Origin of the sequence: Gemmobacter aquatilis (genome assembly GCF_900110025.1) — a bacterium.
Taxonomy (GTDB): Bacteria; Pseudomonadota; Alphaproteobacteria; order Rhodobacterales; family Rhodobacteraceae; genus Gemmobacter; species Gemmobacter aquatilis.
Genome location: NZ_FOCE01000017.1, coordinates 18,620 through 38,927 on the forward strand (window position 1 = coordinate 18,620; position 20,308 = coordinate 38,927).

At 65.7% G+C, this 20,308-nt stretch carries 18 protein-coding genes; 11 read left to right on the forward strand and 7 right to left on the reverse strand.

The features are described 5' to 3' along the window. Window positions 1-347 precede the first annotated feature (347 nt). The 5 genes from urtA to urtE all read left to right on the forward strand — a co-directional run bounded on the left by urtA (window position 348) and on the right by urtE (window position 6,460). Window positions 348-1,628: an urea ABC transporter substrate-binding protein gene (gene urtA, locus BMX43_RS18275; protein ID WP_091303591.1), complete on the forward strand. Its 1,281-nt coding sequence runs from the start codon at window positions 348-350 to the stop codon at window positions 1,626-1,628. A gap of 95 nt (window positions 1,629-1,723) precedes the next feature. Next, entirely contained in the window at window positions 1,724-3,685 is a 1,962-nt protein-coding gene (gene urtB, locus BMX43_RS18280; RefSeq protein WP_091303592.1) for an urea ABC transporter permease subunit UrtB, read from the forward strand. A 108-nt stretch (window positions 3,686-3,793) separates the two neighbouring features. Further along, complete coding sequence (gene urtC, locus BMX43_RS18285) at window positions 3,794-5,026, forward strand: urea ABC transporter permease subunit UrtC (protein WP_091303593.1); 1,233 nt, start codon at window positions 3,794-3,796, stop codon at window positions 5,024-5,026. Then, on the forward strand, window positions 5,023-5,763 hold the full coding sequence (urtD, locus tag BMX43_RS18290) for an urea ABC transporter ATP-binding protein UrtD (RefSeq protein WP_091303594.1): 741 nt from the start codon (window positions 5,023-5,025) through the stop codon (window positions 5,761-5,763). Before urtC ends, urtD begins: the two co-directional genes overlap by 4 nt. Before the next feature lies 1 nt (window position 5,764). After that, on the forward strand, window positions 5,765-6,460 hold the full coding sequence (gene urtE, locus BMX43_RS18295) for an urea ABC transporter ATP-binding subunit UrtE (protein ID WP_091303595.1): 696 nt from the start codon (window positions 5,765-5,767) through the stop codon (window positions 6,458-6,460). Between the two features lie 168 nt (window positions 6,461-6,628). Here the strand turns inward: urtE and BMX43_RS18300 are convergent, their stop codons facing one another. Continuing rightward, window positions 6,629-7,546, reverse strand: coding sequence for a LysR family transcriptional regulator (locus BMX43_RS18300; RefSeq protein ID WP_091303596.1), 918 nt, complete (start codon window positions 7,544-7,546; stop codon window positions 6,629-6,631). A 103-nt stretch (window positions 7,547-7,649) separates the two neighbouring features. Here BMX43_RS18300 and BMX43_RS18305 point away from each other — a divergent pair, with 103 nt between their 5' ends. From BMX43_RS18305 to BMX43_RS18325, 5 genes are all read left to right on the forward strand, one after another. Next, entirely contained in the window at window positions 7,650-8,858 is a 1,209-nt protein-coding gene (locus BMX43_RS18305) for an acyl-CoA dehydrogenase (RefSeq protein WP_091303597.1), read from the forward strand. A 109-nt stretch (window positions 8,859-8,967) separates the two neighbouring features. Further along, window positions 8,968-11,160, forward strand: a complete 2,193-nt coding sequence (locus BMX43_RS18310) for a dehydrogenase E1 component subunit alpha/beta (protein WP_091303598.1) — start codon at window positions 8,968-8,970, stop codon at window positions 11,158-11,160. Beyond that, entirely contained in the window at window positions 11,157-12,206 is a 1,050-nt protein-coding gene (locus BMX43_RS18315; protein ID WP_091303599.1) for an ACP S-malonyltransferase, read from the forward strand. The genes BMX43_RS18310 and BMX43_RS18315 overlap by 4 nt, the downstream gene beginning before the upstream one ends. A 1-nt stretch (window position 12,207) precedes the next feature. Then, a complete protein-coding gene (gene amaB / locus BMX43_RS18320) occupies window positions 12,208-13,707 on the forward strand; it encodes an L-piperidine-6-carboxylate dehydrogenase (RefSeq protein WP_091303600.1) in 1,500 nt (499 codons plus the stop codon). 145 nt (window positions 13,708-13,852) lie between these two features. Then, a complete protein-coding gene (locus BMX43_RS18325; RefSeq protein WP_091303601.1) occupies window positions 13,853-14,932 on the forward strand; it encodes a saccharopine dehydrogenase family protein in 1,080 nt (359 codons plus the stop codon). Between the two features lie 121 nt (window positions 14,933-15,053). Here BMX43_RS18325 and BMX43_RS18330 read toward each other — a convergent pair whose 3' ends face one another. Genes BMX43_RS18330 through BMX43_RS18345 form a run of 4 tightly spaced genes read right to left on the reverse strand, consistent with a single transcriptional unit; the run spans window position 15,054 to window position 18,732 of the window. After that, window positions 15,054-15,956, reverse strand: coding sequence for a peptidoglycan DD-metalloendopeptidase family protein (locus tag BMX43_RS18330; protein WP_139201626.1), 903 nt, complete (start codon window positions 15,954-15,956; stop codon window positions 15,054-15,056). Window positions 15,957-16,007: 51 nt separating this feature from the next. Then, the gene (recR, locus tag BMX43_RS18335) at window positions 16,008-16,604 is read right to left on the reverse strand and encodes a recombination mediator RecR (protein ID WP_091303603.1); all 597 of its coding nucleotides are present in this window, start codon (window positions 16,602-16,604) and stop codon (window positions 16,008-16,010) included. Window positions 16,605-16,617: 13 nt separating this feature from the next. Then, window positions 16,618-16,962 carry a YbaB/EbfC family nucleoid-associated protein gene (locus BMX43_RS18340; protein WP_091303607.1) on the reverse strand — a complete coding sequence of 115 codons (345 nt, stop codon included), beginning with the start codon at window positions 16,960-16,962 and terminating at the stop codon, window positions 16,618-16,620. 12 nt (window positions 16,963-16,974) lie between these two features. Further along, entirely contained in the window at window positions 16,975-18,732 is a 1,758-nt protein-coding gene (locus BMX43_RS18345) for a DNA polymerase III subunit gamma/tau (RefSeq protein ID WP_091303604.1), read from the reverse strand. A 114-nt stretch (window positions 18,733-18,846) separates the two neighbouring features. Here BMX43_RS18345 and BMX43_RS18350 point away from each other — a divergent pair, with 114 nt between their 5' ends. After that, window positions 18,847-19,173, forward strand: a complete 327-nt coding sequence (locus BMX43_RS18350) for a DUF3775 domain-containing protein (RefSeq protein WP_091303608.1) — start codon at window positions 18,847-18,849, stop codon at window positions 19,171-19,173. 191 nt (window positions 19,174-19,364) lie between these two features. On the opposite strand, the gene BMX43_RS18355 is transcribed toward BMX43_RS18350, so the two are convergent. Together BMX43_RS18355 and BMX43_RS18360 are read right to left on the reverse strand one after the other, a co-directional pair. Then, entirely contained in the window at window positions 19,365-19,991 is a 627-nt protein-coding gene (locus BMX43_RS18355; protein ID WP_091303605.1) for a CoA transferase subunit B, read from the reverse strand. Between the two features lie 35 nt (window positions 19,992-20,026). After that, window positions 20,027-20,308: CoA transferase subunit A (locus tag BMX43_RS18360; protein ID WP_281243156.1), on the reverse strand; the 282-nt coding region annotated here is incomplete at its 5' end.

Genomic DNA, 20,308 nt, shown 5'->3' on the forward strand with positions numbered 1-20,308 from the left:
TGAAGCATTGAATTCGTGCTGTGGCTGTATTCGCGCGCCGATGACGTGGCGCCACTTTTTCAGGCATGGCGGAACCTGGCTTTTTTGTGTCGCTTCTCGCCGCGTCTCCGCCTGTTTTTGCGGCGCCTGCCCGCAATGATGCCCATAGTATGCGCATTTGCCAATGCCGTAATCCGCCTGTGCCGTTCATCTTTGCTGCGCCGCCGCATTTGAGGATTCCTGTCGCTGCGGGGGTCGCAACAGGGCGGCGTCAGAGAAGCGGGTCTACCGCTCCCGCACAACCGAAACGCATGATGGTCCGGCAGGTTCTCAGAAACCGAAGCCGGGCCGCTAGACAGGGGTCAGAAATGAACGCGATCAAGAACGCGATGCTCGGGGGGGCCATGGCGCTCTCGCTGGCAGGGGCCGCACAGGCTCAGGAGGACACGATCAAGGTCGGCGTGCTTCACTCGCTCTCGGGCACCATGGCAATTTCCGAGACGACGCTGAAAGACACGATGCTGATGCTCATCGAAGAGCAGAACGCCAAAGGCGGCCTGCTGGGCAAGAAACTCGAAGCGGTGGTGGTCGATCCGGCCTCCGACTGGCCGCTGTTTGCCGAAAAGGCGCGCGAGCTGCTGACGGTGGACAAGGTTGCCGCGATTTTCGGCTGCTGGACCTCGGTCTCGCGCAAATCCGTGCTGCCGGTCATCGAAGAGCTGAACGGCCTGATGTTCTACCCGGTGCAGTATGAAGGCGAGGAATCCTCGAAGAACGTCTTCTACACCGGCGCCGCACCGAACCAGCAGGCGATCCCGGCCACCGATTATTTCCTGAACGAACTCGGCGTGCAGAAATTCGCCCTGCTCGGCACCGATTACGTCTACCCGCGCACCACGAACAACATTCTCGAAGCCTACCTGATCTCCAAGGGTATCCCGAAGGAAGACATCTTCGTCAACTACACCCCCTTCGGCCATTCCGACTGGTCCAAGATCGTGGCTGACGTGGTGGCGCTGGGCGCCGATGGCAAGAAGGTGGGCGTGATCTCCACCATCAACGGCGACGCCAATATCGGCTTCTACAAGGAACTCGCCGCCGCAGGCGTGACCGCCGACAAGATCCCCGTCGTCGCCTTCTCGGTCGGCGAAGAGGAACTCTCGGGCCTCGATACCTCCAACCTCGTCGGCCACCTCGCCGCCTGGAACTACTTCCAGTCCGCCGATGTGCCGGTGAACGCCGAATTCGTCGCCAAGTGGAAGAAATTCGCCGGTGAAAAGCGCGTGACCAACGACCCGATGGAAGCCGCCGTGATCGGTTTCAACCTCTGGGTCGCCGCGGTCGAAAAAGCCGGCACCACCGATGTGGATGCGGTGTCCGATGCGATCATCGGGCTGGAAACCCCGAACCTGACCGGCACCATGGCCAAGATGCTGCCGAACCACCACCTGACCAAGCCGGTGCTGATCGGTGAAATCCGCGCCGATGGCCAGTTCGACATCATCTCGCAGACCGAGCCGGTCCCCGGCGACGCCTGGACCGATTTCCTGCCGGAATCGGCGGTGCTGGAATCGGATTGGAAAGACCTGAAATGCGGCATGTACAACACCGAAACCAAGACCTGCGTGCAGCTGAAGTCCAATTACTGATCCTGTGACCAAGGCCGGGGGCCCGCGTTCCCCCGCCCATTGAAGGGGCCGTGCGGGCCCCTTCACGCTCCCCTCCGCCGCGAACCGCAGGGACCATGCGACATATCATTCATGCATTTCTGGCCGTGCTGCTGCTGGCGCTGCCCCAGATCGCCGCGAGCCCGGCCCGCGCCGAAGGCGAAGCCGCCGCGATCCTCACCCAGAACCGCGATCTCGTGGCCAAAGCCTCGCGCCAGACCATCGGCCCGGTGATCGACGCGCTCGCCGCCTCGGGCGATCCCACCGCCGCACAGATCCTGACGGCATGGGAGGCCCGGCGCCTGGGGCAGCGCAAATCCGACGGCGCCTTCTTCCTGCTGGCCCCCACGGCCGACGGCTATGCCCTCACCGCCCCTGATGGCACCGCCGCCGGCACCGCGCCGAAAGCTGACATCACCGAACTGAAACCCAATGCCGGGGTGCGCGGCCTGATCGCCACCGCGCTGGTGCAGTTCACCCTGTCCGACCCCGATCCCGCCGCCCGCGCCGCCGCCCTCACCTCCATCGCCCGCGATCCTGCCGCCGCGCATCTCGAACCGCTGCGCGCCTCGATCGACGGCGAAACCGACCCCGCGCTGAAGGCGCAGAAACAGCGGCTGGAACGGCTGCTGGCCCTGCAATACGGCGCCAGTGCCGCCGAACGCATCGCCGCCATCGAAAGCTTCGGCGCCGATCTCGGGCTCGACATCCGCGGGGCGCTGAACCCGCTGGTCGCCACAAAACGCATCGCCTATGCCGCCAATCCGCCCGCAGGCGCCAACCTCGCCCGCACCCTCACCCCCGGCACCGACATTCCGCGCACCGAGGCTTATGACCTGCTGGTCGCCGCCAACCTCGCCCCCGCCCGGCTGACGCCGGAAGAACAGACCGCCGCCCTTGCCGCCAACCTGGTCAACGGCAGCGTCGGCGGCGTGGCGCTGGCCGATCTGAACAGCCAACCCGCCCGCGACCGCGCCTATACCGCGCTGGAAACCGCCGGCACCGTGCCCCCCGCCGCCACCGACCCCGAGGTGGAGGCCGCCCTGCAAGCCCATACCTTCGCCGAGGTCTATGCCGAGCCCGACGCCGAGGTGACAGCCGCCGCGCAGGCCGCGCTCAAACGCATCGGCCTGACCGTGGGCGCCATGCAGGTGGCCGACCTCTCGCTCGATGCGCTGTCGCTCGCCTCGATCTATTTCCTCGCCGCCATCGGCCTTGCCATCACCTTCGGCGTGATGCGCGTCATCAACATGGCGCATGGCGAATTCATCATGCTGGGCGCCTATACCGGCTATGTGGTGCAGCTGTTCATCACCAACTACACCCTGTCGATCATCGTCGCCCTGCCGCTGGCCTTCGCCGTCACCTTCGCCGCCGGTGTGGCGATGGAACGTCTGGTGATCCGCCACCTCTACAAACGCCCGCTGGAAACCCTGCTGGCCACCTTCGGCATCTCCATCGCGCTGCAACAGATCGCCAAGAACATCTTCGGCACACAGGCCCGCCCGCTCACCGCGCCCGCCTGGCTCGACGGTGCCTGGGTGCTGAACGACGTGGTGTCGATCTCCTACATCCGCATCGCGATCTTCGTGCTGGCCCTGCTGTTCCTCGGCTTCTTCCTCTGGCTGATGAAACGCACCCGCCTTGGCCTCGAAGTCCGCGCCGTGACGCAAAACCCCGCCATGGCCGCCTCGATGGGCATCAACCCCGACCGGATCAACATGCTGACCTTCGGCATCGGCTCCGGCATCGCGGGCATTGCGGGCGTGGCCATCGGCCTGTTCGCCAAGGTCACCTCGGAACTCGGCTCTGATTACATCGTGCAAAGCTTCATGACCGTGGTGGTCGGCGGTGTCGGCAATATCTGGGGCACCCTCGCGGGCGCGCTGCTGATCGGCACGCTGCAAAAGGGGATCGAGTGGTTCAACCCCTCGAACACCCTCGCCGCCCAGACCTACATGATCATCTTCATCATCATCTTCATCCAGTTCCGCCCGCGCGGCATCATCGCGCTCAAGGGCCGGGCCGCAGGGGATTGAGACCATGGCACGCATCCTCTTCCCGCTTTTCGCCCTTTCATCTTGGCCCAAATATCCCACGGGGGTCCGGGGGTGTGAAACCCCCGGTTCCACGGCAGGAGACCCGAAATGACCAAAGGTTTTCTCGCCAAGAATCCCTCCATCCTGATCTTCCTCGCAGCCCTCGCCGCCTTCACCCTGCTGGTCACGCTGGGGTCCGAGGCGCTGGGCCTCTCCTTCATCTCCACCTCGATGGTGAAGACGCTGGGCAAGATCCTGTGCCTTTGCCTTGTCGCCCTCGCCATGGATCTGGTCTGGGGCTATGCGGGCATCCTGTCGCTGGGCCACATGGCCTTCTTCGCGGTGGGCGGCTACATGATCGGCATGTGGCTGATGTATGCCCGCACCGAAGAAATCGTGATCGCGGCGCTGGCGCAAAGCCCGCTGCCCGCCACCCCCGAAGAAATCCGTCAAGGCATCGCCACGCAGATCTTCGGCGTGGTCGGCGCCTCGGATTTCCCGCCGATCTGGGCCTTCGCCCATAGCCTGCCGCTGCAACTGATCCTCGCGCTGGCCGTGCCCGGCCTCTTGGCGCTGGTCTTCGGCTGGCTGGCCTTCCGCAGCCGCGTCACCGGGGTTTATCTGTCGATCCTGACCCAGGCGATGACCCTGGCGCTTTCGCTCTACCTGTTCCAGAACGACTCCGGCCTGCGCGGCAACAACGGCCTGTCGGGCCTGCAAAACATCCCCGGCATTGGCGAGCCGTCACAGGCCGCCGTCTCGCTCTGGCTGTTCTGGGCCTCGGCGCTGGCCTTGGCCTGCGGCTATGTGCTGCTGGCCTGGCTCGTCTCGGGAAAGCTCGGCTCGGTGATCCGCGCCATCCGGGATGACGAACAGCGCGTGCGCTTCCTCGGCTACTCGGTCGAATCCTACAAGCTCTTCCTCTTCACCCTCACCGCCATCCTCGCCGCCCTCGCCGGTGTGCTCTATTACCCGCAGGCGGGCATCATCAACCCCGCCGAACTTGCCCCCATCGCCTCGATCTACCTCGCCGTCTGGGTCGCCATCGGCGGGCGCGGCAGGCTTTATGGCGCGGTGATCGGCGCAGCGCTGGTCACACTGCTGTCAAGCTGGTTCACCGGCGGGCGGGTGCCCGACATCCCGCTGGGCTTTGCGACGTTGAAATGGGTCGATTGGTGGCTGGTGCTGCTGGGCTTCGGCTTCGTCGCCGTCACGCTCTTTGCCCCGCAAGGCGTCGGCGGTCTGGTGGACAAGCTGCAAGGCCTGCGCAACCCCGACCGCAAGGGCGCCCCCCTCGGCCCCGATGACGGTTCGCTGCAAGAGAAGGAGGCGGTTGAATGAGTGCCCTGCTCGAAGTCTCCGGCGTCTCCGTCACCTTCGACGGCTTCCGCGCCATCAACAACCTCAGCTTCTCCATCGGTGCCGCCGAATTGCGCGCCATCATCGGCCCCAACGGCGCGGGCAAGACCACCTTCATGGATATCGTCACCGGCAAGACCCGCCCCGATACCGGCACCGTCCGCTTCGGCGAACGCCCGATCTCGCTGCTGGCGCTGTCCGAGGCGCAGATCGCCCGCGCCGGGGTGGGCCGCAAATTCCAGCGCCCCACGGTGTTCGAGGATCAAAGCGTCGCCGACAACCTGACCATGGCGCTGAAAGCCGCGCGCGGCCCGTTCAAGGTGCTGTTCTGGAAGGAAACCGCGGCCGACCGGGCCCGCGTCGCCGCTCTCGCCGCCGAGGTGGGGCTGGCCGATCAGCTGACCCGCAAATCCGGCGAACTCAGCCACGGGCAGAAGCAATGGCTGGAAATCGGCATGTTGCTGGCGCAGGAACCGCGCCTGCTGCTGGTCGATGAACCCGCCGCCGGCATGACATTGGCCGAACGCGAACACACCACCGCGCTGCTGGTCGAAATGGCCAAGACCCGCGCCGTCGTGGTGGTGGAACATGACATGGAGTTCGTGCGCCGCCTGAACTGCAAGGTCACCGTGCTGCATGAAGGTGCGGTGCTGGCCGAAGGCTCGCTCGATCACGTGACGAAAAACCCGCAAGTGATCGAAGTTTATCTGGGGCGCTGACATGTTGAAAACCGAAAACCTGACCCTGCATTACGGCGGCAGCCAGATCCTCCACGGCATCTCGATGGAGGCGAAGGCGGGCGAGGTCACCTGCATCATGGGCACCAATGGCGTGGGCAAGACCTCGCTCCTGAAGGCCATCGCGGGCACCCATGGCCGTTCGGGCGGCAAGCTCTGGCTCGACGGCGCAGAGGTGCCGAAATGCCCAGCCCAGGCCATGGCGAAACGCGGGCTGGCGGTGGTGCCGCAGGGGCGGATGATCTTCCCGCTGCTGACCGTGACCGAAAACCTGCAAACCGGCTTCAGCCTGCTGCCGAAATCGGAACACAAGATCCCGGCGGAAATCTACGACCTGTTCCCGGTGCTGAAAGACATGGCGCACCGCCGCGGCGGCGATCTGTCGGGCGGCCAGCAACAGCAACTCGCCATCGCCCGCGCCATGATCATGCGCCCCAAGGTGCTGCTGCTTGATGAACCGACCGAGGGCATCCAGCCCAACATCATTCAGCAGATTGGCCGGGTCATCACCTATCTGAAGGGCAAGGGCGGCATGGCCATCGTGCTGGTCGAACAATATTTCGAATTCGCCCATGATCTGGCGGATCGCTTCTATGTCCTCAAACGCGGCGCCGTGGCGATGGAGGGGACGAAGGACACCCTGTCGAAAGATACCCTGCGCGCCACTGTTTCGGTCTGATCCCCCTCACCCCGGCCCTCTCCCCCAAGGGGAGAGGGGGCGCGGGACGGGGCCACCTGTGCGACATCGTCACTGTCGGATGAAGGCCGGGCCTGCGCCCGAAACCCCGCACAACGCCCCCCTCTCCCCTCGGGGGAGAGGGCAGGGTGAGGGGGCCGCACCCGCCCCTCACCACGCCAGCAATTCCTCTTCGCGCCAGCCGCTCACCGCCTGCACCAGCCAATCCCGAAACGCCACCAGCGGTGGATAGCCCTCGGCGCTCAGCGGCCAGACGAGGTAATAGCTGCCCCGGCTCGGCACCGGCCCGCCCCAGACATCGACCAGCCGCCCCTCGGCCAGTTCGGTCTTGGCCAGAAATTCCGGCAGCAAGGCCACGCCCATGCCATAGATCGCCGCCTGAATCATCGCCGCGAACTGGTCGAACAGCATCCCCAGCGGCACCGCCTCGGCCACCCCGTGATGCGCGAACCAGTCGGACCAGGCGGCGGGCCGCGTTTCCAGTTGCAACAGCGGCAGCCCGACCAGATCGCGCGGCCCCGCCACCGGATGGCTGGCCAGAAAGCCCGGCGCGGCGCAGGCCACCATCTTTTCGTCGAACAGCCGCGCAAAGCCCGCCTCGGGCCAGGTCGCCTCGCCGAAATGGATCGCGGCGTCGAACCCCTCTTCCGCGAAATCGAACGGCCGCAGTCGCGTGCCCAGATTGATCGTCACCCCCGGATGCGCCGTCAGGAAATCCGGCAGCCGTGGCGCCAGCCAGCGCGTGCCAAAGGTCGGCAGGATCGAAAGCGCCAGTGTCCCGCCCCCCGGCGTCGAGCGCACCCGCATCGACGCGCGCGAGATCAGGTCCATCGCCTTGGCCACATCGCGCGCATAGGCCAGCGCGTTTTCCGTCGGCACCAGCCGCCGCCCCTCGCGCCGGAACAGTTGCACGCCCAACTGCGCCTCCAGATTCTGGATCAACCGGCTGACCGCGCCTTGTGTCAGGTTCAGGTCATTGGCCGCCGCCAGCGTCGATCCGGTGCGGATCACCGATTCGAACGCTGCAAGCAGGCTGACAGAGGGCAGCAAGCGCCGGGGGGTGGCCATAACGTATTCCCATCATGCATAGAACAACGCCAATCTATCGTTATTCAGCCGATGAACAATCCCTTATACGCATATCAACAGATTTCACCGAAAGGCCCGCCCCATGGCACTGAAACCGAAAGACGCCCCCGATCTTGGTCGCTTCGACTGGGAAGACCCCTTCCGCCTGCGCGACCAGTTGACCGAGGAAGAGCGGATGCTGGCCGACGCCGCCCGCGCCTATGCGCAGGAAAAGCTGCAACCCCGCGTCATCAAGGCCTTCGCCAACGAAGAAACCGACCCGGAAATCTTCCGCGAAATGGGCGCGATGGGCCTGCTCGGCGTCACCGTGCCGGAAGAATACGGCGGCATCGGCGCCTCCTACGTCGCCTATGGCCTCGTGGCGCGGGAAGTGGAGCGGGTGGACAGCGGCTATCGCTCGATGATGTCGGTGCAGTCCTCGCTCGTGATGTATCCGATCTACGCCTATGGCTCGGAAGAACAGCGCAAGAAATACCTGCCGAAACTGGCCTCGGGTGAATATATCGGCTGCTTCGGCCTGACCGAACCCGATGCCGGCTCCGATCCGGCGGGGATGAAGACGGTGGCGCGTAAAACCGCCAATGGCTACGTCCTCAACGGCGCCAAGATGTGGATCTCCAACAGCCCGATCGCCGATGTCTTCGTCGTCTGGGCCAAATCCGAGGCGCATGGCGGCAAGATTCGCGGTTTCGTGCTGGAAAAAGGCATGAAAGGTCTCTCGGCACCGAAGATCGGCGGCAAGCTCTCCCTGCGGGCTTCGGTGACCGGCGAGATCGTGATGAAGGATGTGGAAGTGGGCGAAGACGCGCTGCTTCCGAATGTCGAGGGGCTGAAAGGCCCGTTCGGCTGCCTCAACCGCGCCCGCTATGGCATTGCCTGGGGCGTGATGGGCGCTGCCGAATTCTGCCTGCACGCCGCCCGCCAGTATGGGCTGGACCGCAAGCAGTTCAACAAGCCGCTGGCCGGCACGCAGCTTTACCAGTTGAAACTGGCGAACATGCTGACCGAAATCTCGCTGGGCCTGCAAGCCGCCCTGCGCGTCGGTCGCCTGCTGGACGAGGCCAATGCCGCGCCCGAGATGATCTCGATCATCAAGCGCAACAACTGCGGCAAGGCGCTGGACGCCGCCCGCTGGGCCCGCGACATGCACGGCGGCAACGGTATCTCGGAAGAATTCCAGGTGATCCGCCACATGGTGAACCTCGAAACCGTGAACACCTATGAAGGCACGCATGACGTGCACGCCCTCATCCTCGGCCGCGCCATCACCGGCGTGCAAGCCTTCTTCTGATCTTTCATCCTGGTAAAAATACTCCCGCCGGAGGCGCCCGGCGGTGCCACCTGACGCCTCCGGCGGGAGTATTTGGGCCAGGATGAAGCTGCAAAGGACAAGACCCGGCATGGATCGCGCCGACATCGTTCACGACAATTTCCTGCGGCGTCTCGCCACGCGGGACTTCAGCCATGGCCGCGCTCCTTCGGGGGCGTTTTCGGCGTTTCAGGGGGTGGAAATCTACCGCGCCGCCTGCCTGTCCCGCGCGCTGGATCGGCAAAGCCGCGTGATGCAGCGGGCAGGGCAGGGGTTCTACACCATCGGCTCTTCGGGGCACGAAGGTCTGGCTGCCGTGGCCGCCGCCCTGCGCCCGACCGACATGGCCTTCCTGCATTACCGCGACGCCGCCTTCCAGATCGCCCGCAGCCAGCAGGTGCCGGGCCAGAGCATCGCCTGGGACATGCTGCTTTCTTTCGCGGCCTCCTCCGAAGACCCGATCTCGGGCGGGCGGCACAAGGTGCTGGGCTCAAAAGCGCTGGCCATCCCGCCGCAAACCTCCACCATCGCCTCGCATCTGCCCAAAGCCGTGGGCGCCGCTTATGCCATTGGCGCCGCCCGCCGCCACCGCCCCGAACATGCCGAATTGCCGGAAGACGCCATCGTCTATTGCAGCTTCGGCGATGCCTCGGCCAACCATTCCACCGCGCAGGGCGCCTTCAACACGGCGGGCTGGACCTCCTATCAATCCATCCCCCTGCCGCTGCTGTTCTGCTGCGAGGATAACGGCATCGGCATTTCCACCAAGACCCCCAAAGGCTGGATTGCCGCAGGCTTCCAGCACCGCCCCGGGCTGAAATATTTCGCCTGCGACGGGCTGGATATCTTCGACACCTACGCCACCGCGCAGGAAGCCGCGCATTACGTCCGCACCCGGCGCAAGCCCGCGTTCCTGCATATCCGCACGATCCGGCTGTATGGCCATGCCGGGGCCGACATGCCCACCACCTATCTCCCGCGCGAGGAGGTGGAGGCGGAAGAGGCGCAAGACCCGCTGCTGCACATGGCCCGCCAGCTTGACGCCGCAGGCGCGCTGCCCGCGTCCGAGGCGCTGGCGATCTATACCGAAACCAACGCCCGCGTCGCCCGCATCGCCGCCGAGGCCGTCACCCGCCCGCGCCTGCGCACGGCTGCCGATGTCATGGCGGCGCTGATCCCGCCCAAACGCACCTGCAAGCCGACCAACGGCCCGGCCCCCGAGGCGCGCGAGGCCGCCTTCGGCAGCGACATGAAACAGATGAATGACCCGCAGATCATGTCACGGATCATCAACTGGGCGCTGACCGATCTGATGCTGGATCACCGCGAAATCGTGATGATGGGCGAGGATGTGGGGCGCAAGGGCGGCGTTTACGGCGTCACGCAAAAGCTGCAACAGCGCTTCGGCCCGGATCGGATGATCGACACGCTGCTGGATGAACAGTCCATCCTCGGCCTTGCCATCGGCATGGCGCAGAACGGCTTCGTGCCCATGCCGGAGATTCAGTTCCTCGCCTATCTGCACAATGCCGAAGACCAGTTGAGAGGAGAGGCCGCGACGCTGCCCTTCTTCTCCAACGGTCAATATACCAATCCGATGGTGCTGCGCATCGCGGGGCTGGGGTATCAGAAGGGCTTTGGCGGGCATTTCCACAATGACAACTCGGTCGCCGTGCTGCGCGACATTCCGGGGCTGATCCTCGCCTGCCCGTCGAACGGCGCGGATGCGGCGAAAATGCTGCGCGAATGCGTGCGTCTGGCGCGGGAAGAACAGCGGGTCGTTGTCTTTCTCGAACCTATCGCGCTCTATCCGATGCGCGATCTGCATACCGACAAGGATGGCGGCTGGATGTGCCGCTACCCCGCGCGGGACGAGGTGATCGCGCGGGGCGAGGTTGGCATCCATGGCGCGGGCGACGATCTGGCCATCGTCACCTTCGGCAATGGCACCTATCTCAGCCGTCAGGCCGAACCGCTGCTGGCCGCGGCGGGGATCAAGACCCGCATCATCGACACGCGCTGGCTGTCGCCCCTGCCGAAAGCGGCGTTGACGGCGGCGGTGCAGGGGGCCAAGCGCATCCTGATCGTCGATGAAACCCGCCACACCGGCGGCCTTGCCGAGGCGTTCATGGCGCATTTCCATGAAACCGCTCCCGGCGTGCCCTTGGCCCGGCTGACCGCCGAAGACAGTTTCATCGCCACCGGCCCGGCCTATGCCGCCACCATGCCGTCGCGCGACAGCATCGTGACCGCCGCCAAGGCACTGATGGAGGCCGCGCAATGACTTCACAGACCCAACGGAAAACCGCCGTCCTCATCTGCCCCGGGCGCGGAACCTATACAAAATCGGAACTTGGCAGCCTGAAACGCCATTTCCACGACGCGGCGCTGCTGGCCAATTTCGACGCGCGCCGCAAGGCCGCCGGGCAGGAAACCCTGACCGCGCTGGATGGCGCCGCCACCTATTCCGTGGCGAAACATTCGCGCGGCGACAACGCCTCGGCGCTGATCTATGCCTGCACGCTAGCCGATGCCCGCGCGGTGCAAGGCGTTGATGTTGTTGCCGTCACCGGCAATTCGATGGGCTGGTATTCCGCACTGGCCTGCGCCGGGGCGCTGACCCCTGAAGGCGGGTTCGATGTGGTCAACACCATGGGCACGCTGATGCAGCAGCACCTGATCGGCGGGCAGCTCATCTACCCGTTCGTGGATGAAGATTGGGCGCCAAACCCCTTGAAAAAGGCCGAACTTCTGGCGCTGGTGGCGCAGATCGCCACCCGGCCCGGTCATGCGCTTGCCCTGTCCATCGACCTGGGCGGGATGCTGGTTCTGGCGGGGAACGAGGCCGGATTGGCCGCGTTCGAAGCCGCCGTGCCGCCGTTGCAAACCCGCTTCCCGCTGCGGCTGGCCAATCACGCGGCCTTCCACACCGCGCTGCAAGCCCCCGTCGCCGCCGAAGGCCGCACCCGCCTGTCGCCCGCCCTGTTCGGCCCCCCCAAGCTGCCGCTGATCGACGGGCGCGGCCATGTCTGGTGGCCAGGCGCCACCGATCCCGCCGCGCTGTGGGATTATACGCTGGGCCATCAGGTCACCGAACCTTACGATTTCACCCGCGCCATCACCCATGCCGCGCGGGAGTTTGCCCCCGATCTGTTCATCGTTACCGGCCCCGGCACCACGCTGGGCGGGGCCGTCGCGCAATCGCTGATCCTTGCGGATTGGCGCGGGATGCGCTCCAAATCCGATTTCCAGCGCCACCAGAATGCGGCCCCGATCCTTGTCTCCATGGGCATGGATACGCAACGGGCCCAGGTCACCAACGGAGACTGACATGACCCACACCGCAACCCTTACCGCTGCGGGCCTGACCCCGGCCGAAATCACCGGCGGCACGCTGGCCGTGCATTCGCCCATCGACGGCGCGCTGGTCGCCCATGTGCATGAAACCAACCCGGCCGACATGCCCGCGATCATCGCGCGCTCCGTTTCGGCGTTCAAAGCCTGGCGCACCGTGCCCGCGCCGCGCCGGGGCGAACTCGTCCGCCTGCTGGGCGAAGAACTGCGTGCCGCCAAGGCCGAACTCGGCGCGCTGGTGACGCTGGAGGCGGGCAAGATCACCTCCGAAGGTCTGGGCGAAGTGCAGGAGATGATCGACATCTGCGATTTCGCCGTCGGCCTGTCGCGCCAGATCTATGGCCTGACCATCGCATCGGAACGCCCCGGCCACCGCATGATGGAAACCTGGCACCCGATGGGGCCGTGCGGCGTCATCTCTGCCTTCAACTTCCCGGTGGCCGTGTGGTCGTGGAACGCCGCGCTGGCGCTGGTCTGCGGCGATCCGGTGATCTGGAAACCGTCCGAAAAAACCCCGCTCACCGCCATCGCCTCGATGAAGATCATGGACCGCGCACTGGCCCGCTTTGGCGATGCGCCCGAAGGTCTGGTGCAACTGGTCATCGGCGGCCCGGCAATCGGCGAGGCGCTGGTCGCCTCGAAAGACGTGCCGATCCTGTCGGCCACCGGCTCCACCCGCATGGGCAGCATCGTCGGCCCGAAGGTCGCCGCCCGCTGGGGCCGCCCGATCCTCGAACTCGGCGGCAACAATGCGATGATCGTGGCGCCTTCCGCCGATCTGGATATGGCGGTGCGCGCCATCGTGTTTTCCGCCGTCGGCACCGCAGGCCAGCGCTGCACCTCGCTGCGCCGCCTGATCGCGCATCACTCGATCCGCGCCGATCTGGTCGCCAAACTGGCCAAGGCCTATGCCAGCCTGCCCATCGGCGATCCGCGCCGTGCCACCACGCTGATCGGCCCGCTGGTCGATCACGGCGCCCGCGACCGGATGCTGGCGCAGCTTGAAAAGGCCCGGGCCGAAGGTGGCACCGTCCATGGCGGCGCCACGGTCACCGAAGGCGTGCCGCAGGGCGGCGCCTATATCGCCCCGGCGCTGGTCGAAATGCCCACGCAAACCGATACCGTGCGCGAAGAAACCTTCGCCCCGATCCTTTACGTTCTGGGCTATGACACGCTGGACGAGGCCATCGCCCTGCAAAACGACGTGCCGCAGGGCCTGTCGTCCTGCATCTTCACTCTGAACCTGCGCGAGGCGGAAACCTTCCTCTCTGCCGCAGGGTCGGATTGCGGCATCGCCAACGTGAACATCGGCCCTTCGGGCGCCGAAATCGGCGGGGCCTTCGGCGGCGAGAAGGAAACCGGCGGCGGGCGTGAAAGCGGCTCGGATGCGTGGAAGGGCTATATGCGCCGCCAGACCAACACCATCAACTATTCCGCCCAACTGCCGCTGGCCCAAGGCGTGAAGTTCGACTTCTGAACCACAACACCCGGCGGGCAGATCGCCCGCCGGGTCGTCAATCTGACGAGAAAACACGTCACTTCTGGCACTCTGTCCGGCGAAACTGGCGCAGCCGCCCCCTAGGGTGGGCGCATCAACACCACGCGCAAGGACAAGAAAACCAATGTCGTTCAACAGGATCGCCGTGCTCGGCCTCGGCAAGGTCGGCCATCTGGCCGCGGAACTTCTGGTGCAAGGCGGCTTCACCGTCACCGGCATCGACGCCCGCCCCACCACGGCCCCCTTCGCCACCAAAACCGTCGATCTCAGCGACCCCGCCGCCCTGAAAGCCGCGCTGGACGGGCAAGAGGCCGTGCTGTCCTGCCTGCCCTATCACCTCAATATCGGCGTCTCCACCGTCGCCCATGGCCTTGGCCTGCACTACTTCGACCTGACGGAAGACGTGCCCACCACCAAACATATCCGCGAACTCTCCAAGACCTCCAAGGGGCTGATGGCGCCGCAATGCGGCCTCGCCCCCGGCTTCGTCGGCATCGTCGCCGCCGATCTGGCCAACCAGTTCGAGACCGTCCGCTCGATCAAGCTGCGCGTCGGCGCGCTGCCGCAGAACCCGACGGGGCTGCTCGGCTATGCCTTCAACTGGTCGCCCGAAGGCGTGGTGAACGAATATCTCAACGATTGCGAGGTGATCGAGGAAGGCGTGCTGAAAACCGTCTCCGCGATGGAATGGACCGAGGCGATCTTCATCGACGGGATGCAGCTGGAAGCCTTCACCACCTCGGGGGGCTTGGGCACGATGTGCGAAACCTATCTGGGCCGGATCGAGAACCTCGATTACAAGACCATGCGCTATCCGGGCCATGTGAAGCTGATGAATTTCTTCTTCCACGAGCTGCTGATGCGCGAAAACCGCGCCGAGGCCGGGCGCATCCTGACCAATGCCAAGCCGCCGGTGGACGAGGATGTGGTCTATGTCCATGTCGCCGCCGAAGGCAAACAGAACGGCCAGTTGCGCCGCAAGGAATTCGTGCGCGCCTATTACCCGATTGAAATCGGCGGCAAATCCCGCACGGCGATTGCCTGGACCACCTCCGCCTCGGTTGTCGCGGTGATCGAGATGGTCCGCGCCGGGGCGCTGCCGAGCCAAGGGTTCCTGAAACAGGAAGACATCCCGCTGGCCCCCTATCTGGCCACCCCCACCGGCAGCCACTACCAGACCGGCCACCGCGCCCGCCACGCCTGACGCCCCCGATTTTTCTGCGAAAAATCGCGCCTCCCCCCCGGCCTTGCGCCTGGGGGGGAGAGGACAGAGGTGAGTATTTGCGCCAGGGTGAAAGCAGCGCCTTCGATCCTGCGCCGACCGGTCAGGCCTTGAACGCCTCTGTCGGCAGGCGCAGGATCAGATTCGGGTCGGGGCAGATGTCGGACCAGACATCCCACAGGCTTTCATGGCCAACGCCGAAGAAATTGCCGCCCTTTTGGTTCAGCATGTCAGACATGATCTGAAAATGCAGATGCGGCGCCCAGCCGCCATTTTCGGGCCAGTCACCCAGATCGGCGATATGCTGGCCCGCTGTCACCGTCTGGCCCGGTTGGCACAGGCCCGGCAGGCTGGCGCCGAGGTGGCCGTAAAGGGTCCAGAACGCGATCCCTTCGACCGCATGTTCCAGGATCAGCGTATGGCCGTAATCCAGCGGATCGGCATTGTAGGTCACATACAGGACGCGGCCGGGCAGGGGGGCGTGAACCTTGGTGCCCGCCGGGGCGAACACGTCGATCCCCATATGGATCATCCGCCGTTCCGGGCTGGCCGCATCGGCGAATTGCGCGGATTTGTAGACCGCGCGTTTCTCGTCGTAGGGGCCAAGGCCATAGGCGGCGCCCTGTGCGGCGAACCACGTATCGAAGGCGCGATCGGAATAGGCGGGCATATGCGGTGTGTGGTCGGTCAGCAGCGCCATGTGGCTTGTGCTGGCGATCTCGGGCTGGAATAGCGGCGCCACGGGCAGGGTGGCCAGCACCGCGCGCAGCCGGTCCGCCCCGGCGGTGGCGGGCAGGCCCGCGCCGCGCCGCATCACCGCGCGCAGCAGGCCCTGATCCACCGCGCGCAGCCGCGCGGCCTCGGGTGCCAGGCCGAGGGCGGCGAGGATGTCGGGCAGCAGGCTGTCGGCCTGCGCTTCCGACAGGCCCGCCGCGGCGCGGCGCAGCGCGGTATACAGGTCTTCTGCGCCGATCAGGGCGGCGGCGATACGGGTGGCTTCGGTCATTTGGGGCACCAGATTTTGCAGCACAGGGGGTGTACGGGGGGTGTACGCATGTCAGACGCGGCGCCGCGCCCGGAAAGCGGCACCAATGGTGCCATCGTCGAGGTAATCCAGCTCGCCGCCGATCGGCACGCCCTGCGCCAGTGAGGATATCTGCACCCCGCTGCCCTCCAGCGCATCGGCGATGTAATGGGCGGTGGTCTGGCCATCCACCGTGGCGTTCAGCGCCAGGATCACCTCGCGCACGCCCTCGTCGCGGACCCGTTCCACCAGCCGGGGGATGCGCAATTCCTCCGGCCCCACGCTGTCCAGCGCCGAGAGCGTGCCGCCCAGCACATGATAGCGCCCCTTGAAGGCGCCCGTGCGCTCCATCGCCCAGAGGTCGGCCACGTCTTCGACGACGCAGATCTCGCCCGTCGCGCGGCGGTCATCGGTGCAGATCGGGCAGATGTCGCCGGTGCCGATATTGCCGCATATGGTGCAATCGCGGGCAGTCAGCGCAACATGTGCCATGGCCTGCGCCAGCGGGGCCATCAGCGGCCCACGCTTTTTCAGCAGCACCAGCACCGCGCGCCGGGCCGAACGCGGGCCGAGGCCCGGCAGGCGGGCCATCAGCTCGATCAGGTCTTCGATGTCGCGCGGGCCAGTCATCAGTGGGGGGCCATCAGAAGGGCAGCTTGAAATCCGGCGGCAGGCCAAGGCCTTCGGTCAGCTTCGCCATTTCCTGCTGGCCCCGGCTGGCGGCCTTGCCCTGCGCATCCTTGATCGCGGCGATGATCAGATCCTCGATCACCTCCTTCTCCGAGGGCACCAGAATCGACGGGTCAATATCCAGCCCGGTGACCTCGCCCTTGGCGGTGCAGCGCGCCTTCACCAGCCCCGCGCCGCTTTCGCCAATCACCACGGTGCGCGCCAGATCTTCCTGCAGGCGGGCCATCTTTTCCTGCATCTCCTGCGCGGCCTTCATCATCTTGGCCATATCGCCAATGCCGCCCAAACCCTTGAACATGCTCATTTCCTTTCAGTTATCCTCGAAGGGATCCCATTCATCTTCCACCTCGGGCAGCGCCTGGACAAGGGCCTCTTGCGCCATGGCTTCGGGGGTGCGGATCTCGGTGATCTTCGCGCCGGGAAAGGCGGCCAGCACCGCCTGCACCAGCGGATTGTCCAGCGCCTCGGCCTCGGCCACCAGCCGGTCGGCGTCCCGCGCCTCGGCAATCGTCGGCGCACCGCCGTTGTTCACGACCGAGACGCCCCAGCGCGCGCCCGTCCAGCCTTGCAGCCGCTGCGACAGCCGCGCCGCCAGATCGGCGGGGGCGTTGGCGGCCGGTTCAAACTCGATCCGGCCGGGGGAGTAGCGGGCGAGGCGCAGGCAGGATTCAACCTCCAGCAGCAGCGCCATGTCGCGTTTTTCACGAATAAGATCAAGTACATGATCGAATGTCGCGTAAAGCTTCACACCGCCTTCGGCCAAGGCCACCGCCGTGGCGGCCCCGCTCATCGTCGCCCCAAGGGCCGGGCCGCGCGCAGGCGCCATCATCCGTGCCGGCGCATGAACCATGCCCCCGCCGCCGCCCGCAGGGGCGCCGCCCCCGCCCGGATGCACCGGCGGTGGGCCGGATTGCAGCCGCCGCACCAGCGCCTCGGGGTCGGGCAGATCGGCGACATGGGTCAGCCGGATCACCGCCATTTCGGCAGCCATCATCGCATTGGGGGCCAGCGCCACCTCCTCGATCGCCTTCAGCAGCATCTGCCACATCCGCGTCAGCACCCGCATCGGCAGACGGCCCGCCATATCCAGCCCGCGCGCCCGTTCATCGGGCGGGGTCGTGGGGTCTTCCGCCGCTTCGGGCGTGATTTTAATGACGGAAATCCAATGGGTTATCTCTGCCAGATCGCGCAGAACCGCCATCGGGTCCGCCCCGTCGGAATATTGTGAGGCCAGCTCGGCCAAAGCCTCGGCCGCCGCGCCCCGCATGATCATGTCGAACAGATCAAGCGTGCGGCCCCGGTCGGCCAGCCCCAGCATGGCGCGCACCTGATCGGCGCTGGTTTCGCCCGCCCCATGGGCAATCGCCTGATCCATCAGGCTCATCGCGTCGCGCACCGATCCTTCCGCCGCCCGGGTGATCAGCGCCAGCGCGTCGGGCGACAGCGCGGCACCTTCCTTGCCCGCGATCTTCGCCAGATGCGCCATCATCACTTCCGGCTCGATCCGCTTCAGATCGAACCGCTGGCAGCGCGACAGAACCGTGACCGGAACCTTGCGGATTTCGGTGGTGGCGAAAATAAATTTCACATGCGGCGGTGGTTCCTCCAGCGTCTTCAGCAGCGCGTTGAACGCGCTGGTGGACAGCATGTGAACTTCGTCGATGATATAGATCTTGTAGCGGGCCGAAGCCGCCCGATAGTGAACGGAATCAATGATTTCGCGGATGTCACCCACGCCGGTGCGGCTGGCGGCGTCCATCTCCATCACATCCACATGGCGGCCTTCGGCAATCGCGCGGCACTGGTCGCAGACAAGGCAAGGCTCGGTCGTGGCGCCGCCCGTGCCATCGGGGCCGACGCAGTTCAGCCCCTTGGCGATGATGCGCGCGGTGGTGGTCTTGCCCACGCCGCGCACCCCGGTCATCACGAAGGCATGGGCGATCCGGTCGGCCGCAAAGGCGTTTTTCAGGGTGCGCACCATCGCCTCTTGCCCGATCAGATCGGCGAAGGTTTGCGGGCGGTATTTGCGGGCAAGGACCTGATAGCCCTGCGGTTCGGTGTCGGACATGGCGCCTTCCGGGATTCTGCGCCCCCAACCTATGCCGCCCGCCCCCCCGCGTCCACCCGCCCGCTTGCAAAGCGGCGCAGACCGGCGCAGCATATGGCGCAACCGGAGGATACCATGCTCGAAATCAGCCCTGCCAAAGTCGTCCACATCATCTATCAGTCGCGCGAAGGCGGCATGGGCGAGCAGGAATTGCACGCCTTCATCGCTGGGCTGAACGAAGATGAACAGGCGCATCTGGTGGCGCTGGCCTGGGTGGGGCGCGGGGTTTATGAGGCCGAGGATTTCGACGAGGCGGTGGAGACCGCCTTTGCCGAACGCTCGGCCCCGACAGACAAGTATCTGATGGGAATGCCACATCTGGCCGAGAATCTGGAAGCCGGGCTGGAGGCGATGGGCATTGACGTGACCGAAGTCGAGGATGATTTCCTGCGCGGCCACTGAGCGGCGATTTTCCGGCGTGGTGAGGAAAGCAGAGCGCGCGATGCGCGCACGCCTGTGTCTCGCCGACCGGGCAGGGCCCGGATCGGCTCGGGCGCAGCCTTTGGCTGCGCGGGCCTCCGGCGGGGATATTTGGGCCAAGATGAAGAGGCGTTCGGGTTTGGCGCAGGGCTGTTTTCCCTGCGCCATTGGTGTCAGTTGACGATGGTGGCTTCGGTTGCGGCGCGGAGGTCGGCTTCGGTGACGCCATCTGCCAGTTCGACGATCTTCAGTCCGCCCTCCACCACATCCAGCACGCCGAGGTTGGTGATGATGCGGTCCACCACCGCGCGGCCGGTCAGCGGCAGGGTGCAGGCGTGCAGCACCTTGCTTTCACCGTGTTTCGAGGTGTGATCCATCACCACCACCACGCGGCCCACGCCCGCCACAAGGTCCATCGCGCCGCCCATGCCCTTGACCAGTTTGCCCGGGATCATCCAGTTCGCCAGATCGCCGGTTTCCGAGACCTCCATCGCGCCGAGGATCGCCATGGCGATCTTGCCGCCGCGGATCATTGCGAAGCTCTGGGCGCTGTCGAAATAGGCGGTCTGCGGCAGTTCGGTGATCGTCTGCTTGCCGGCGTTGATCAGATCGGGGTCTTCCTCGCCCTCGTAAGGGAAGGGGCCCATGCCCAGCATGCCGTTTTCCGACTGCAAGGTTACGTTAACACCTTCGGGGATATAGTTCGACACCAGCGTCGGAATCCCGATGCCGAGGTTGACATACCATCCATCCTGAAGCTCTTGCGCGGCGCGTGCCGCCATCTGATTGCGGTCCCACATGGTCTTTCTCCTGTTCCTGCTTGCGATGATCGGCCTTACAGGGCCGGTTCGCGTTTGCGGGTGGTCCGCTGTTCGATGCGTTTTTCATGCGGGCCCTGCACGATGCGGTGCACATAGATACCCGGCAGATGGATCGCGTCGGGGTCCAGCGCGCCCAGCGGCACGATCTCCTCCACCTCGGCCACGCAGACCTGGCCACAGGTCGCCGCCGGGGCGTTGAAATTGCGCGCCGTCTTGCGGAACACCAGGTTGCCCGACGGGTCGGCCTTCCAGGCCTTGACGATCGCCAGATCCATCACCAGCCCGGTCTCGAGGAT